The sequence below is a fragment of the Paraburkholderia fungorum genome, from assembly GCF_900099835.1.
Lineage (GTDB): Bacteria > Pseudomonadota > Gammaproteobacteria > Burkholderiales > Burkholderiaceae > Paraburkholderia > Paraburkholderia fungorum_A.
In genome coordinates, this window is sequence record NZ_FNKP01000002.1 from 2652876 (window position 1) to 2668096 (window position 15221).

Genomic DNA, 15221 nt, shown 5'->3' on the forward strand with positions numbered 1-15221 from the left:
GAATCGCAAAGACGGTTCGCAAAGATCGTGCCGCCACTCGGTCCGCTTGAACATGATCATGCAAACATGGTCGCCTCACTTCGAAACCTCTCATACATCCACGCGAAAACCAGCTTAGCTATTAAGCGTTTTGTGCACTACGATTGCCTTTGCATGTGACGAGCCCGTGTACGCCGATCACGTCACAGCCCACAAAAGGAGACATCGAATGAGCGAACACTATGGGTCGTTTTGTCCGTGTTGTGGAAGTACAGAGCATCGGGCAATGAGCCGCCGCATGTTCATGAGTCTGATCGCCGGCTCCGCTGCCGCACTCGCCATGCCCACCGCTTTTGCCGATGCACAGGACGTGCCGTCGATTGCTTACGACTCCGTTGCCAACCCCGTTCTTTTGCCGAAAGACACCTATCTGGGCGAATGTTCCGGTGTAGCGCTCAATTCGCGCGGCCACATCTTCGTACTGTCTCGCGGCAACACCAACGGGCCTGCCTATGGCGCAGCTGCCGCACAGCTTCTGGAGTTCTCGCCCGACGGACGCTTTATCCGCGAGATCGGCCACAACCTGTACGCGTGGTCGTTCGCGCATACCGTCAAGGTGGATCGGCAGGACAACATCTGGGTGACGGACAAGGGCTCCGACATGGTGATCAAGTTCACCCCGGATGGACGCGTCGCGATGGTATTCGGCCGCAAGCAGGAGGCCGCTGATGAAGAAACCGGGCCGCTCAAGCATCCCAATCCGCCGCTGCCTTCCGAACCCGGCCGCTTCCGTCAGGTGACGGACGTAGCGTGGGACGCCGCAGGCAACACGTACATCAGCGACGGCTATATCAACTCGCGCGTCGCCAAAGTGGATCGCGACGGCAACTGGATCAAGTCATGGGGCGACCGTGGCACGGGTCCGGGACAATTTCATACGCCGCACAGTATTGCGCTCGATGCGCACGACAACATCTACGTCGCGGATCGCAGCAACCGGCGCATTCAGGTGTTCGACACCGAAGGTAATTTCAAACGGCAGTTCACGATCGACGTGCCCGTGCCGCCCGACGCGCGTCCGGCAATCGGCAACATGCCCGACGAAGCGGCCATTGCAGCGGGCACGTTTGCGCCGGGCTCACCGTGGGCCATCTGCATTTCACCGGGACCGAACCAGGTGCTCTACAGCGCCGACGCATTTCCAGGGCGCATCTACAGGATGACGCTCGACGGCAAGGTACTCGGCGTACTCGGCAAAGCAGGCAAGCAGCCGAAACAGTTCGGCTGGATTCATCAGATGGCGTGCCCATCGGAGAATGTTTTATTCGTCGCCGAGCTGTTGAACTGGCGCGTGCAGAAGCTGATTCTGCACGCGTGATTCACTCGCCGCTCAGTCGTAATGACGTGGCTTGTGATGACGGTTGCGGGAGCGGTATCCACGAGAATAATCGTTCGAATACGAGTTGGAACGCGAGATGTTGCCGCCCAGCGCCGAGCCCGCGCCGCCGCCCAATGCCGCCCCGACGAGACCGCCTCCGCGACCGCCCATGGCATTGCCGGCCGCCGTGCCCGCACCGCCGCCCAGCGCGCCGCCGATGATCGCACCCGTGCGCTCGCGCCGGTTCGACGTGACCGCGCCGCCTGCGCCGCCGCCGACCGCACCGCCGATCACCGCGCCGGTGCTGCCGCCCACCGCGCCGCCCAGGGCCGCGCCCGCGACGCCGCCGAGCGCGCCGCCGAGCATGTTGTTCATATCGCCGGCCATTGCCGACAACGACGCTGCTGCGGTGAGTGCCGCCACAGCGACCATCCGGATGAATCTGTTCGACATATCGAGGTAGTTTTGTTTTTGAGACGGCGCGAGTATAGCGACGTTTTTGAAAGCCCGTTGTAACCGTCTCGCAGGACCTCGGTAAGACGTGTAACAAAATGAAGCGACTCGACGCCAGGGGATTGACGCGCCGCGCGAAAAGCAAAATCGCGGGTCATCGAATGACGATGGCCCGCGATTGATTGCTTATTTGACGCGTATTACGTGTTTATCCGCGGCGTTTCTTTTTCAGCTCGATCGTTTCGAACAGTTCATAGTTCGGCGTTGGTGTCTGATCGGCGCCGGGTGCGTGGTAGTAGTTCATCGTGATGCTCGTCTCGCCGCCCGGATGGCCCGGATCGTGATCGAACACCGCAATGCCGTAGCCCGTGCCGGTGTCGCGCTGCGCCGACCAGATTGCATCTTCGACGGCATCCGCACCGGCTCGCACGAACGTGCCTGCGGTCGTTGTCGATGCAACGGGGCGGTTGGGCCGCGTGAAGATGCGTGCTTGCGGCAAACCCGTGCCCGCATCGACGCCATACACGTCGAGCGGCGCACTCGTGCCGCCGCCGCCGAGGATCAGGTGAATCGTGCCGTGGCTCGTGTCGAATGTCGATGCCCCCGCCGATACCGCCGACATCACCGGCTTCGGCTGCAACGTATCGACCGGACGCCCGGAGGCGATGTCGGTGCCCTTGTTGTGATTGCAACCGCGCACGGGATAGCTGCGCTCGTAGTCGTGATCGTGCCCGCAGAGCACGAGGTCGACGCCGTAACGGTCGAACAGCGGCAGCCACGCTTCGCGCAGGCCCTTGTCCGAGCCGTTGCCCGTCTGCGACGAACTCAGCGCGTCCTGATGCATCTGCACGACGATCCAGTCGATGTCGTCGTCCTTCGATGCACGGCTCAGCACGTTTTCCAGCCAACGCGTCTGCTCGCCGCCGCTATATCCGCGCACATAGAGCGAGGTTCCCGGTTGAATCGGCGGATTGCCCGTGCTCGCGGCAGGCACCAGCGGTGCGGGACCGGCGACGAAAGCGGCCGCGTCCTGATAGACGACGTCGTCGGCATCGAGCGAGACGAAGAGCACCGAGCTCACGCGGAAGGTGTACCAGCGCCCCTGAAAACGCGTGTGATTATCCGGCAGCGTATAGCGCGCGAGATACGACGCCAGGCCCTGTTCGCCGTTATTGAATTCGAGTTCGTGATTGCCGGGACACGGCATCCACGGACGATTCGCCGCCGACGTCTGTGCGTTATTGCCGAAGTCGCGCCACACTTCAGGCTGTTGCGTCGGGTTCAGATTGGCGTAGCAGAGGTCACCGTTGAGCAGGTGAAACAGCGGCTGAAAACGCTCGACTGCCTGCACCGCGAAGCGGCTTTGCGGCGACGACAGAACCCAACCGGTATTCGGCGTGGCGAGATCGCCGTAGCTCGTCCAGCGAAACGGCTTGCGGCCGTGCGGCGCGGTGCGGAAGCTCGCGGTGAAAGGTTGACCCGCGTTGCTGTCGTTCTCGGCGGTCACTTCGTACTGGTAATTCGTGTCCGGCTTCAGATCACGCAGACGCGCGTGATAGGTGAACACGACCTCGCCGTTGAGGCCGTCGGTATAGGTGCTTTGAATCGCGTGCACCGTTTGCCGACCGCTGTCTCCTCCGCTGATGCGCACCAGCGGCTTTACGGCCGGCGCCAGCGATGCCCACGACACAATAACCTCGCTGGCCGGGTCGTTGCCCCAGGTCAGGTGGATTTGCTCGGGCGTGCCGTCAGGCGTACTGCTGCCCGCCCGCGCCGCCGATGCAAGCGTGCCCGCCGCCGTTGCCAGACTGGACGCGCCGGCGAACTTCAAAAACCCTCGACGCGAGACAATGGATGCGCCCTGATCATCAGTTGCAGAAGGACTGGTGACTTTTCTGTTCGACATGTCTTGTGTTCTTGTAGTGGGGTGGAAGAACGCCAGGACCTGAGCGGCGTGCATCGTGCACGGCCGGACGAGTGCGTGACGAAGGTTTCCAGCGATCCTAGCTGCGAAGCTATGACATCCAGATGAAAGAAACGGATACGCCAGGGCTCAGGATCACAGACAACAGAACAGAAAGAGCATTGCTTGAGTGGCAGGCAAAGGCTGCCGGATTGACAGAAACGTGCGGGTATTCAGAATTTTTTGCAGCGACGAGACCGACAGGGAATCGCAAGGAGGCCGCTGTTTAGCGTTTTCAAATTCACGCTTATACGACTCAACGGCCAACCTTGCGTGTACTACGCGTACCCGGCTCTTTTTCAGGTCTGCGGATTGGTGTTGTCGTCCGACGCCTGGACGTTGTCGGCTTGCTGCGTGTCGTCGTCTTTCTTCTCGATCATCGATTCGAGCTTGCCCGCGCCTTCAAAGCCGGCAATCGCGGCGATGCCTTTGGTCAGAAGACCGGCTTCCGGGTCCACTTTTTCAGCGGCTTCAACGGCAGCGATTGCTCCCGCGATCTTTCCTGCTTCGTCCAAAAGTCCCATGTCGCTCTCCGTGAAAATAGTGAATTTGCATCCTCTCACGAAGTCGACGCGATGTCGCGGAAAGTAAAACCGAATTAATGATGTGATGTAGCCGCGAGGGTTCGCGCTTCGAACGAAGTCTGTAAGCACGGCGAAAGTGTGAGCGTGATCCCGAAGCTCTTAAGATGCTCGATCCGGCTAACGCGCGGGCGGCTGTGGATTATTCGCCGGATTGGTATCGAATCTGGAAACGCGCGTAATACCATTGGCGGCGACCAGCTTCAGTAGCTCCTCTTCCAATGCATCCGTCACGCTCTTTTCATACACCTCCGCGCCGTTCACATAGACCGTGAACGATTGCAGATACTTCGCTTTCTTCTCCGGGTTCTCAATGGTTTCGCGAGTCCACTGATAAAGCGGATAGTGTTCCGTTCCGAGCCTCTCTGCCTCGCTAACGTAGTCGGCGAATGCATCGAATTGACACTTCAGTGAAGCGTTGTGCCGGAGCAAAATATCCTGGAGCGCGGGACGGATCGTGGCAGTCGCATCTGCACGCAAGGCTTCTGCGAGTTCGGGCGAAACAGTCAGCCTCAACTGAAATTGCAAAGCGGCGTTCATGCTTGTCCTTCGTAGCGAAATTCAGTGGCGGGCATTCGCGGCTGTGTCTTCGGAACTCGTCGCAAGCAACTCGTCGATCTGCGCAATCTCTTCGCCCCTCACCGGTTTGCCTAGTAGAAAGCCCTGGGCGTGTGTGCAGCCGCACACACGCACGAAATTCAACTGCTCCTGTGTCTCGATGCCTTCCGCCGTGGTCGGCATGCCGATTTCCCGTGCCAGCGCCACGATTCCGCGAACCACCGCTGCGGATTCGCGCCCGTGCACAGACTCTCGCACGAACGAACTGTCGATCTTCAGCTTGTCGAACGAGAAGCGTACGAGGGTAGACATGGTGGAAAAGCCGGTACCGAAATCGTCGAGCGCCAGTCCGATTCCCAACGCGCGCAGCCTCGCGACATTGCGCCGGGTAACCACGTCGTCGCTCAACAACACAGTTTCCGTGACCTCGATATTAAGGCGCACAGGTGGCAGCTTCGTTCTGCGGAGAATGGCCGAGACCGTCGATGCAAATGATTCTTCGCGCAACTGAACCGGCGACACGTTCACGGCGACGATGGCTTTATCGCGCCATTTCACGGCTTCCGTGCAGGACTGCAGCAGCACCCATTCGCCCAATGCGAGGATCAGGCCGGTGCGTTCCGCGGTCGGAATAAATGCGGACGGTGGCAACTCGCCTCGCGTGGGATGCGTCCAGCGCAACAGCGCTTCACGACCCGTCACCGCACCGCTGCCGAGGTCGACAATCGGCTGATACTCCATGCGCAAACCGCTGAACGATTTGAGCGCCCCTTCCAGATCGCTGCGCAAAAGACTCAGGCTTTCATCCGATACGTGCTTGTCGGCGTCGAACACCGCGAACGCGCTTTTACCGCTGCGTTTGACCGCATACAACGCCCGGTCGGCGCAAATCAGCAATTGCGGTCCTGTTTTCGCGTGCTCCGGGTAGAGCGCGACGCCGACGCTCGCGCCGATATGCACGAGCGCCTCGCTCAGCGCGAATGGCCGCGCGAGTGTCTTGACGATATGGTCGGCCAGAACGCGGGCGTCCCGCACCTCTCGCGAGCAGTCGGAAATCGCGACGAATTCGTCGCCCGCGAGACGTCCAACCAGATCGCCGCCGGGCAGAACTTCACGCAGACGAGTCGCCGCTTCCTGAAGAATCTGGTCGCCGGCAGCGTGGCCCAGGCTGTCGTTGATGGCCTTGAAACCATCAAGGTCGATCAGCAGAACGGCAAACGACTGATCCTGCCGGAACGCGCCTAACTCGGTGCGCTCCAGCAGAAGTTCGCTGATACGCGCGCGGTTTGGCAAACCGGTGAGGCTGTCCTGATGGGCGAGACGGTGGCTGTTTTCGCGCGCCAGCAACAACGCGACCGTGTCGCGATTGCTGCGCAGCGCCACCGTGAAGAAGCCAGCCGCGCAGAACGGCGCCTGAAACAGCAGCACGAGCTTGCCGTTACCAGGCGACAGCACCGCGCCGATGCCGAGCAGCGTGAGAATAAACGTGATCTGCAAAAGCGCGAGCCGCGGCGTGCCGGCGTTGCGCCCCGCCAGTCCGCCGATCACCCCGACCGCACAAACGTTTCCAAGCAGGAAGAGCGTCTGGCTTCCGCTAATGTTGCATAACAGAGTGCCGAATCCGAACAGCACGCTCCACAGCAGACTCGCCAGCAGAAACGCGGAAGTCGGCGTCGGCCGGTTTTGGGCGCTGCGCACGCGGGACAGCCAGATCAACGCAAGCCGGACCATGAGCAACGCGATGACGGCGCCGCCCCACGCTGCATAGAGGGGAATGGGATAGAGGTAATACGCGGTGGCGCAAACGCTGATTTCGCAGATCGACGCGAATACGATCGATAAGGTACGCGTGAACAGATTTGCAAGCAGGATCTGCCGATTGTCCGCGCTCAGGTTTTGAGCGGAAGACACGACCCACTTGAAAAATGGAGACCTTGGTTCGCTAAAAGCCATGACCTGCGCATTTCTGATGGTTGGTGGACTCAAACGGTCGTGCGCAGCAATTATTACGTAAACTTAATTCGTCAGGTTATTCGGGGAGGAGGTGTTGTCAAAAGTGTCGCATTTCGACATGAAGCGCCGGTGTCTGCGCGCCTGCGAGCGGGCAAATTTCACGCGTGTTGTGTGGGACTGACCACAGGCTACGTTGTCGTTACCGCTCTGAACTTTGCCGCGCTGGACCGTTGCGCGCGTTCAGAACCGGTAACCGATACCGCCCAGAATCACATCAGTGTCGCGGCTATAGCGGGTCATCACGCGATTCCACGTGACGCGCGCCGACCAGTTGCGTGTGACGCGATACGACGCCGACATCGACACGAGGCCGGACAGGATGCCGTCACCGCTCGTTCTGGTGTCGCCCGAATCGCCATGATGGATCGCCGCGTAAGCGCCCGCGCCGACGCCGAGCGACAGGCGCTCGTCGAGGAACGCGCGGGTCAGCCACAGTTGCGCGGTCGCGCCGTCCCGACGCGCGGTCAGGCCGCTGCCTTCGTGCAGATAGCCGACCGTGGCGTCGAGATAGTTCGTCAATCCACGCCGGTACTCGATCGCTTCAGCCCACGAAGTCTGCGATTCGAGACTGTTCAGGATCGTCGTGCCGGCCATCAACGTGATTTCGTTGTTCGTGACCTTGCTCGTGCGCGGCAGTGCGAAATCGCGCGGGCCCGGCGTGTCGGGTGCGTCCAGTTGATAGCCGATGCCGAGCATGACCGCCGTAGTCGACTCCCCGCCCGCCACCTGCACGTGATTGAGTTGCAGATTGCCGGTCCAGCGGTGCGACGAATACCACGTGGCACGCGCGCTATAAACGACGCCCCAGCCATGAGTGTTCGAATAGCCCGCGCCTTGCGAAGCGGCTTCGGTATCGAAGTAGCGATAAGGGCCGACGCCGAGCGAAAAGACCAGGCGTCGCTGCATCAGCGGAAGTCGTCCCCACAATTGGGCGACCGGTCCATCGCGGTGATGATCGGGGATATGGCCTTCATTGAGCCACGTGAGACTGCCTGCGAAATACTGGTTAATACCTTCGGTGTAATCGAGTGCCCACGAATAGGAGTGGGCGTGCCCGCCGGTTAACGGGCCAGCGTAGAAAGAAATCTCCTGAGCAGACGCACCGCGCGCGCACAGGGCGGCAGCGGCGCAGGCAAGGATCCTCGTGAATTGCATCGTCGTGGTAGATGTCGGTTCGTAGTGGGAAGCACAGCGGCTAACAGCTAACGAATCCAGTCGTTGCCTGTGGAAATTGTGGCACGACCTCGCTCATTCAATATGAATTACGCTAACAATCGGCATTCGCATTACGCGAATAAATGCCTGAAAAAACATTACTATTTATGACGATGAAATTATTCGAATTTCGAGAGCTTTGATTTAAGGCGATTTTTTTGTATTCCGCCATTAAGCGTAGTCTATTTTCACGAGTACCGGAGTTGTCATGGAGCGTAAAATACGGAAATAAAACGATATGTGGCTGCTGAATAATTTGCGCTGAATGCCGCCCGGTTTTCACGCTTCTGGGCGCCTCTTGTCGGCCGCCCGTGCGGGGACTTTCGGTATGATGGCGGACTCGCGCCGCAACGAAAGTTCGCGCAGGCGGGCTGCGCAGATCGCGCAGCGATTCGCCGCAAGGCGCCGCTCATTCATCCATTCACGACAATTCAGAGGAAGACAGCCATGTCGGCAGCAACCCAATTCGATCAGGTTTCCGTTATCAAACGTGCCAACGTTTATTTCGACGGCAAGTGCGTGTCCCATACAGTTCTGTTTGCCGACGGCACGCGCAAGACGCTCGGCATCATCCTGCCGGGCACGCTCAACTTCGGCACAGACGCGCCGGAACTGATGGAAGTTCAGGCCGGCCAATGCCGCATCCGTCTCGAAGGCAGCGAAGAATGGAAGACGTATGGCGCTGGCGAATCGTTTTCGGTCCCGGGCAAGAGCCGCTTCGATATCGACGTGACTGAAACGCTCGATTACATTTGCAGCTATCTGTAAGAACCGCGCATGAAGGCACAGGCGACCTTCGTCTGTGCCGGAGAAGAACCTGATCACCCTGTTCGCAATGCTTTCTGACGCGTTGCAGAGCGCGCACACAGCGCTCAAATCCATACATCCAATCAGCGTTTCGTAATGCACCGTAAGGACTCGCGGTAACAACGCGCGCCTGTCGGATATTCCATTGAACTATCCCGTCGACAGTCGATCCGTTAGAAGATGAAGTGAACACTTCAGGCACTCGTGCAGGAACACTGCATCCACCAACTCGCAATTGGGAGTGCCTGAAATCCATCTCAGGGAATGATGCAATCAATAGCAGTCCGATGCTGCGGCTCGCATTGTTCGAGTGATTCGCGCCGCCCTGTTCCTGTCATCTACTGCGTATCGGTCCATGCGCGCCAACGGAGATACTCCCTTGCGAATCCCCAAAATTACCGTCCTCTTTCTGATCACTCTGCTGTCGGGTTGTGCAACTTACCGGATGCACGAAGCGCGAGAACAAACCGGCGAACTCGTCGGGTCAAATATTCTCGATCTGGTGCAATCGGTCGGTATTCCCGACAAGACAATGAAAGTGATTAGCACGGGAGGCCCGACTGACCGGATGACCGCTCAGTGGAATTTCTCCAATTCGGACTCTGCGTTAGATATGACCCTCGTCCTGCTCGACGTGAAAGTGGGCGGCGCAGGCAAATGCAGCATGACAGCGACCGTGGATCGCTGGGGCGGCAAGGTACTCGCCGTCAACTTTCCGCAGGCGCATAGCGACAGCATCGGATCGGATTACAGCGCCTGTGAGCCTCTGGTAGAAGAAGCAATTACGCACATGCCGCATACGCCAATCAATCCAAAATACGATGCGTTCGCTCTGGTCGGCGCGGCGAAGTAATACTGTTCTCCGTTCGCGACAACACAGCATAAATAACAGTACTTTCGTATTGCCGACATAGCCTGCGTCGGCAATACGAATTACTTGCCCTCGGGCAGGCCTCCGTGAAAAGGCCCGAATAAATGCGCCGCCATCACTGCCATCAGCAACGCGCCGAGACCGGCCGAAGTGGCATCCGCCGTGATGCGAATATCGAAATCGCCGACACGACAAATCAGCAGATAACCCACCACAAAATTAAACGCTCCCCACAGCACATTGACCATGGCTGAGGACAGGCCTTTACCTGGCGGCTTCGCAAACGGACTCTGAAAAGACCGGCCCATCATTCCACTGACAAAGTGCGGAATGGCATTGGCGACAAACGCTCCGCCAAAGAAGTACGAAAGGTAATGGTGATACGGCGGCATCTGAACGCTCTCCCATCGTCACAACGACGTGTGAGCCAAGATTCTCACTATTCAGCCAAACTTGCAAGTTTACCTTGCAAGTTTGGCTGAATAAATTCATGCTTGATACCTGCTCAATCTGAATACGCTCCGAAGCACATGCCCAGTAAAACTTTCCAGCAATCCGTCCTCGATCTGATGCAGGCGGTCGGACTGCTGCTGCGCCGCGCCCGCAATGAAGGCGGCACCAGCGAGCTTTCAATGACCGAATCGGTGGTCATGTCGCGACTGGCGAATGACGGTCCGGCCACCACCGCAGCACTCGCACGCGCCGAAGGCATGAAGCCGCAGTCGATGGGCACGACCGTCAATTCGCTCGAAGAAATGGGCATCGTGAAGCGCAAACCGCATGCAACAGACGGCCGGCAAATGCTGATCGAGCTCACGCCAAAAGGCGTTCAGCTGCGCAAGCAGAATCGCGAGGCCAAGCAGATGTGGCTCTCGCAGGCTATCGCCGAACTCGACGCCGATGAGCGCGATACCTTGTTCAGAGCCGCCGACATCATCAGAAAGCTGGCGGGGAAATGAGCAGCAAAAGCGGCAGCAATAGCGTCGACGCGCTGGTCTGGAAAGTGGCGATCGTCGCCGTGATCGGACCGTTCATGACGCAGATCGATTCGACCGTCGTCAATGTCTCGCTGTCGGCGATAAGCCACGCACTCGATTCGTCGATAGCGACTGCGCAATGGATCGTCAGCGGCTATTTGCTGGCTATGGCGTTAATGCTTCCGCTCAATGGCTGGCTCGTCGACCGGATTGGCGCGAAGCGTCTCTATCTGATCGGCTTTGCGAGCTTTACATTGGCGTCGGTTCTATGCGGCGCGGCGCAAACAATGACGGAGTTGATCTGCGCACGCGTATTTCAGGGGCTGATAGGCGGTGTGCTCGCGCCCATGACGCAAATGATGATTGCGCGCGTAGCAGGAAAAAACATGGCGCGTGTGATGGGCTACGCCACGTTGCCCATTCTGCTCGGCCCCATTCTCGGTCCGGTATTGGCGGGTGCGGTTCTCGCCCACTCCACGTGGTCGTGGCTGTTCTATCTCAACGTGCCGGTCGGCATTCTCGGCGTCGCACTGGCCGCGTTGCTGCTTCCCGGCGACACTCTGGCCTCACAGAAGCGCCCATTCGATTTCGTCGGCTTTGCGCTTATTTCACCGGGACTCGTGGCTGTTATCTACGGGCTGCAGAACGCTTCGCGTAACGACGGACGCTGGCTTCTACTGGCGGGCTGCCTCTGTCTGGCGGGCTTTCTGCTGCACTCGGCACGCAAGGGCAATTCCGCATTGATCGACGTGCGGATTTTTGCGAACCGCACGTTCTCCGTCGCCGCCATTACGCAGTTTTTCGCCAATGGCGTGATGTTTGGCCGGCAACTCGTGGTGCCTTTATACCTGATCGCGGGCTGCGGGTTGTCGGCCGCACATGCGGGCTGGCTCGTCGCGTCGACCGGCGTCGGCATGATGTGCTCGTTTCCGCTAATGGGATTTCTGACAGAGAGATTCGGCTGCCGCAAAGTCGCGGCTGGAGGCGCGTTGCTGGCCTTCCTGAGCACACTGGCGTTCCTGTGGATGACAGCGCACCAATTCTCGGCCACATGGGCCGTCATCAGCCTGTTTCTGGCCGGCGCCGGGCAGGGAACGATCAGCATTCCATCGATATCGGCCGCCTATTCGTCGATTCCGAAAGCGAGGTTGCCCGTCGCCAATACGGCGCTCAATATCGCGCAAAGAATCAGCGGCCCGATAGCGACGACGCTCCTCGCCGTGGTCATCTCGTTGACCACACAGAGCCCTGCTAGTGCCGAACCCCGGCAATTCCTCGTGGCCTTTGCGGCACTCAGCGCTCTGCATTTGCTGGCTTTCGCAGCGGCGCTTTTACTTCCGCTACGAATTCAACGCGCCGCCGAAGCCTGACTTACCTTGGCAATTCAGGCCCGGCGATCTGCTCTTGATACGCTTATTGAGTCGACGCGTGCGTCCTGAGGAAGGGCACAAAACCATTCTGCGTCTTGAGGATTTTCTCTGCGCACTCGTCGTAATCCGAACCCTTCGCACCGTCGGGCCCGTACATACCGCGGCATTGCGCGAACAGGGTGAGCGTCGCGCCGCTACCCTTCGCGTCGCGGCTCGCTGAAAATGCGGCTTCGCCCGAGTCGTAAGGCGCGTCGGTTTCGATAGCGACCGCGTCGGCTCGCGTCACCTTCGTCTCGGAGTGTTGTTCGATATAGCGTTTGGTCAGCGCCCAGGCCGCGTCGCAATTCGCCGGAACGCAATCGACCGCCGCGTTACGTTGCGCGTCGGCGAGACCGCTTTCGTTGTGGAGGAATTGCTGCGCCTTCGTCTCCTGCTTCTCAGGCGATGAGCAACCAGCCAATGCAAGCGCAACCAGCGCAAAAGCAGCGATCTTCTTCACGGATAACACCTCTATAGCCACGTTCGAGCGCGATTATAGCTGTGCGCAGCGGGCTTTCGCAGAATTGGCGTCCGTGGTCTCACGTGCATTCGCGCGCCGGAATGCCTGGCGCGAATCAATGTGAAGACAAATGTCAGCGTGGCGCCTGCAACGTTAAAGCTGGAACTGCGCGACCGAATCAACCAGCCGCGCGGCCTGCTGCCTCAGGCTCTCGGCGGCCGCCGCACTCTGTTCGACCAGCGCGGCGTTCTGCTGCGTGGTCTGATCCATCTGACCCACCGCTGCGCCCACCTGCTCGACGCCGCTACTCTGCTCTGCACTTGCCCGGCTGATCTCGCTCACGATGACCGTCACGCGTTGAATCGCGCCGACGATCTGCGCCATCGTCGCGCCCGCTTCGTCGACCAGCGCGTTGCCGTGATCGACCCGCGCGACGCTCGCCGAGATCAGCGACTGGATCTCGCGTGCCGCCTGGGCGCTGCGCTGCGCGAGGCTGCGCACCTCGGTTGCGACGACCGCGAAGCCGCGGCCCTGCTCGCCCGCGCGCGCCGCTTCGACGGCCGCGTTGAGCGCGAGAATATTGGTCTGGGCCGCAATACCGTCGATGATGCCGATGATGTCCGCGATCTTGCGCGAACTCTCGTTGATGCCCTTCATGGTCTCGACGACCTGGCTCACCACGTTGCCGCCCTTCAGCGCAACCGACGAAGCGCCCGACGCCAGGTTGCTCGCTTCACGTGCATTTTCGGCGTTCTGCCTGACAGTGGCGCTGAGTTGTTCCATCGACGCCGCCGTCTGCTGAAGCGCGCTCGCCTGTTCCTCGGTTCGCTGGCTCAGGTCCGCGTTGCCGGACGCGATCTGCGCCGAGCCGGTCGCGATGGAGTCGCTACTGTTGCGCACCTGGCCGACGATATCCGCGAGCGAGACGGTCATCGCCTTCATCGCGGCCATCAGGCTCTCGGTGTCGCCCGGTTGCACGTGCAGGTCGACATCGAGCTTGCCCTGAGCGATCTGGCGCGCCGCTTCGCGTGCGTCGTCGGGCTCGCCGCCGAGCTTGCGCGTCATCGCACGCGAAAACATCACGGCGCCTGCAATACCGGCCAGCACCGTCAGCGCCAACGCGCCGAAGCTCACGAAGATTGCGCGCGTCTGCTTCGCCCTGGCCAATGCGCCCGCCGCAGCGGCCCGCTGGACAATCTTGACACCGGACTCGCGCAGCAGGATTACCGGCTCCCGGTCGATGCCGTCCATCGCCTGATCGCCGACGGCGATATCGAAGCCCGACGCCTTCAACTGGTCGAGTGCCTTGCGATACGCCTGCCCCATCTCCTTGTGCAGAACATTGAATCGTTCGATCTTCGTGCGCGCTTCGCCGGGCGGCAATTCGACCGCGAGCTTTTCGGTGGCGGACTGCACAGCCTGCTCGTATTTCTGGAACGCGCTCCAGTACTTGTCGAGTTGCTGAGGATTCTTGCCGCGCAGCACGATGTCCTTGCCGTTCTGCACCTGGTTCTTGAAAGCGATCAGCGCATCGGACACCTGGCGGGCTTGAGCACCATCTACCTCGATGATCCGTTCGTATGCGCTGGCGGCATCGTTCATCTGGAAAACCCCGAACAACCCCGCCACCGATGCCACCAGCAACGCAGCCCCCAACGCCAGGGGAAGTTGATGGACCAGTTTCATGTATCAGCCTCTTAAGTAAAGCCCACGCTCTGAACGCGGGCTATGCCGACACGCTTTGCCATGTAGCTGATGGCGAGATCGAAAGCGTGTCGGGTCTCCGTTAATTTTTTTGGCGAGGCATCTTACGGAATCGCTTTCTGGTCTTGATTGTTGACGCGATTGCCGAGGTTTCGACGATGACCCGATTTTTTATCGATACGCGGGCCGGGTGGCCAGGGGCCGGACTTATCGCCTCGATTCGCTAACGATATTGGAGGATAGGGCACACGTCTCTGCATAAAAGTGAGTTTCAATGGCACTTTTGTTAGCTGACGTCATGCGGCCAACTTCAGATAGACGGATGCGGCGAGGGCGTCGCCTGTCGAACACAAGAAAAACCAGGCGACCGAATTGGCAGGGATGGACTGCGGAGACGCTCGCGGCTCTGGTGAGCCGTCGAGGTACGGGTGATGCAATGGGTGTTTGCCGCGCCAAAGCTGGCTCGACAGAAGGTCACGAGCGCGACAAGCCACCGTTAATTAGCGTGGCCGTCGCGCCTCTTCTCTACCTGCACCATCTATTCGGTTAAAGGCGTTTGCGCAGCCTTCAAACAAACACATCGATGATGCTGCCTAGCAACCCGAGTACCGGCACCACACTCGAGGCGGCAGAGGAAACATCGCTGGCGAAACGCGCAACGGACTGAATAGGATTAGAACTCGCCGACGACGTTGTCGACTGACTGGCCGATTGATATGCCGACTGATACATCGGTGAGTAAAGGGCACTTGCCACGGAACTGATACTCACGCACACCTCCAGTAAGAAACGAGTGTCGTGACCGGTTTTCATTCAGGCAACAATCGCCAACGCTTAACGAGCCGTAATACCG

At 59.6% G+C, this 15221-nt stretch carries 14 protein-coding genes; 5 read left to right on the plus strand and 9 right to left on the minus strand.

What is annotated here, in order from left to right:
• Positions 1-208 precede the first annotated feature (208 nt).
• A complete protein-coding gene (locus BLS41_RS27750) occupies positions 209-1357 on the plus strand; it encodes a peptidyl-alpha-hydroxyglycine alpha-amidating lyase family protein (protein WP_074770600.1) in 1149 nt (382 codons plus the stop codon).
• A gap of 12 nt (positions 1358-1369) precedes the next feature.
• Here the strand turns inward: BLS41_RS27750 and BLS41_RS27755 are convergent, their stop codons facing one another.
• From BLS41_RS27755 to BLS41_RS27780, 6 genes are all read right to left on the minus strand, one after another.
• A complete protein-coding gene (locus tag BLS41_RS27755) occupies positions 1370-1810 on the minus strand; it encodes a hypothetical protein (protein WP_074770602.1) in 441 nt (146 codons plus the stop codon).
• Between the two features lie 208 nt (positions 1811-2018).
• Positions 2019-3716, minus strand: a complete 1698-nt coding sequence (locus tag BLS41_RS27760) for a fibronectin type III domain-containing protein (RefSeq protein ID WP_074770604.1) — start codon at positions 3714-3716, stop codon at positions 2019-2021.
• A 356-nt stretch (positions 3717-4072) separates the two neighbouring features.
• A complete protein-coding gene (locus BLS41_RS27765) occupies positions 4073-4297 on the minus strand; it encodes a hypothetical protein (protein ID WP_074770607.1) in 225 nt (74 codons plus the stop codon).
• Between the two features lie 177 nt (positions 4298-4474).
• On the minus strand, positions 4475-4894 hold the full coding sequence (locus BLS41_RS27770; RefSeq protein WP_074770610.1) for a hypothetical protein: 420 nt from the start codon (positions 4892-4894) through the stop codon (positions 4475-4477).
• Positions 4895-4915: 21 nt separating this feature from the next.
• Positions 4916-6865 (minus strand): putative bifunctional diguanylate cyclase/phosphodiesterase, encoded by a 1950-nt coding sequence (locus BLS41_RS27775; protein WP_074770612.1) that lies wholly within the window; start codon positions 6863-6865, stop codon positions 4916-4918.
• A 240-nt stretch (positions 6866-7105) separates the two neighbouring features.
• On the minus strand, positions 7106-8080 hold the full coding sequence (locus BLS41_RS27780; RefSeq protein ID WP_074770614.1) for a hypothetical protein: 975 nt from the start codon (positions 8078-8080) through the stop codon (positions 7106-7108).
• A gap of 507 nt (positions 8081-8587) precedes the next feature.
• On the opposite strand from BLS41_RS27780, the gene BLS41_RS27785 reads away from it, so the two are divergent.
• Positions 8588-8908 carry a pyrimidine/purine nucleoside phosphorylase gene (locus BLS41_RS27785; RefSeq protein ID WP_074770616.1) on the plus strand — a complete coding sequence of 107 codons (321 nt, stop codon included), beginning with the start codon at positions 8588-8590 and terminating at the stop codon, positions 8906-8908.
• Between the two features lie 394 nt (positions 8909-9302).
• Entirely contained in the window at positions 9303-9800 is a 498-nt protein-coding gene (locus BLS41_RS27790) for a hypothetical protein (RefSeq protein WP_143026380.1), read from the plus strand.
• Between the two features lie 80 nt (positions 9801-9880).
• On the opposite strand, the gene BLS41_RS27795 is transcribed toward BLS41_RS27790, so the two are convergent.
• Entirely contained in the window at positions 9881-10210 is a 330-nt protein-coding gene (locus BLS41_RS27795) for a hypothetical protein (RefSeq protein ID WP_074770620.1), read from the minus strand.
• 138 nt (positions 10211-10348) lie between these two features.
• On the opposite strand from BLS41_RS27795, the gene BLS41_RS27800 reads away from it, so the two are divergent.
• Together BLS41_RS27800 and BLS41_RS27805 are read left to right on the plus strand one after the other, a co-directional pair.
• The gene (locus tag BLS41_RS27800; protein ID WP_074770622.1) at positions 10349-10777 is read left to right on the plus strand and encodes a MarR family winged helix-turn-helix transcriptional regulator; all 429 of its coding nucleotides are present in this window, start codon (positions 10349-10351) and stop codon (positions 10775-10777) included.
• Positions 10774-12165 (plus strand): DHA2 family efflux MFS transporter permease subunit, encoded by a 1392-nt coding sequence (locus BLS41_RS27805; RefSeq protein WP_074770624.1) that lies wholly within the window; start codon positions 10774-10776, stop codon positions 12163-12165. The genes BLS41_RS27800 and BLS41_RS27805 overlap by 4 nt, the downstream gene beginning before the upstream one ends.
• A 43-nt stretch (positions 12166-12208) precedes the next feature.
• Here BLS41_RS27805 and BLS41_RS27810 read toward each other — a convergent pair whose 3' ends face one another.
• Entirely contained in the window at positions 12209-12664 is a 456-nt protein-coding gene (locus tag BLS41_RS27810; RefSeq protein WP_074771232.1) for a hypothetical protein, read from the minus strand.
• A gap of 153 nt (positions 12665-12817) precedes the next feature.
• On the minus strand, positions 12818-14350 hold the full coding sequence (locus tag BLS41_RS40005; protein ID WP_074770626.1) for a methyl-accepting chemotaxis protein: 1533 nt from the start codon (positions 14348-14350) through the stop codon (positions 12818-12820).
• Between the last annotated feature and the right edge of the window lie 871 nt (positions 14351-15221).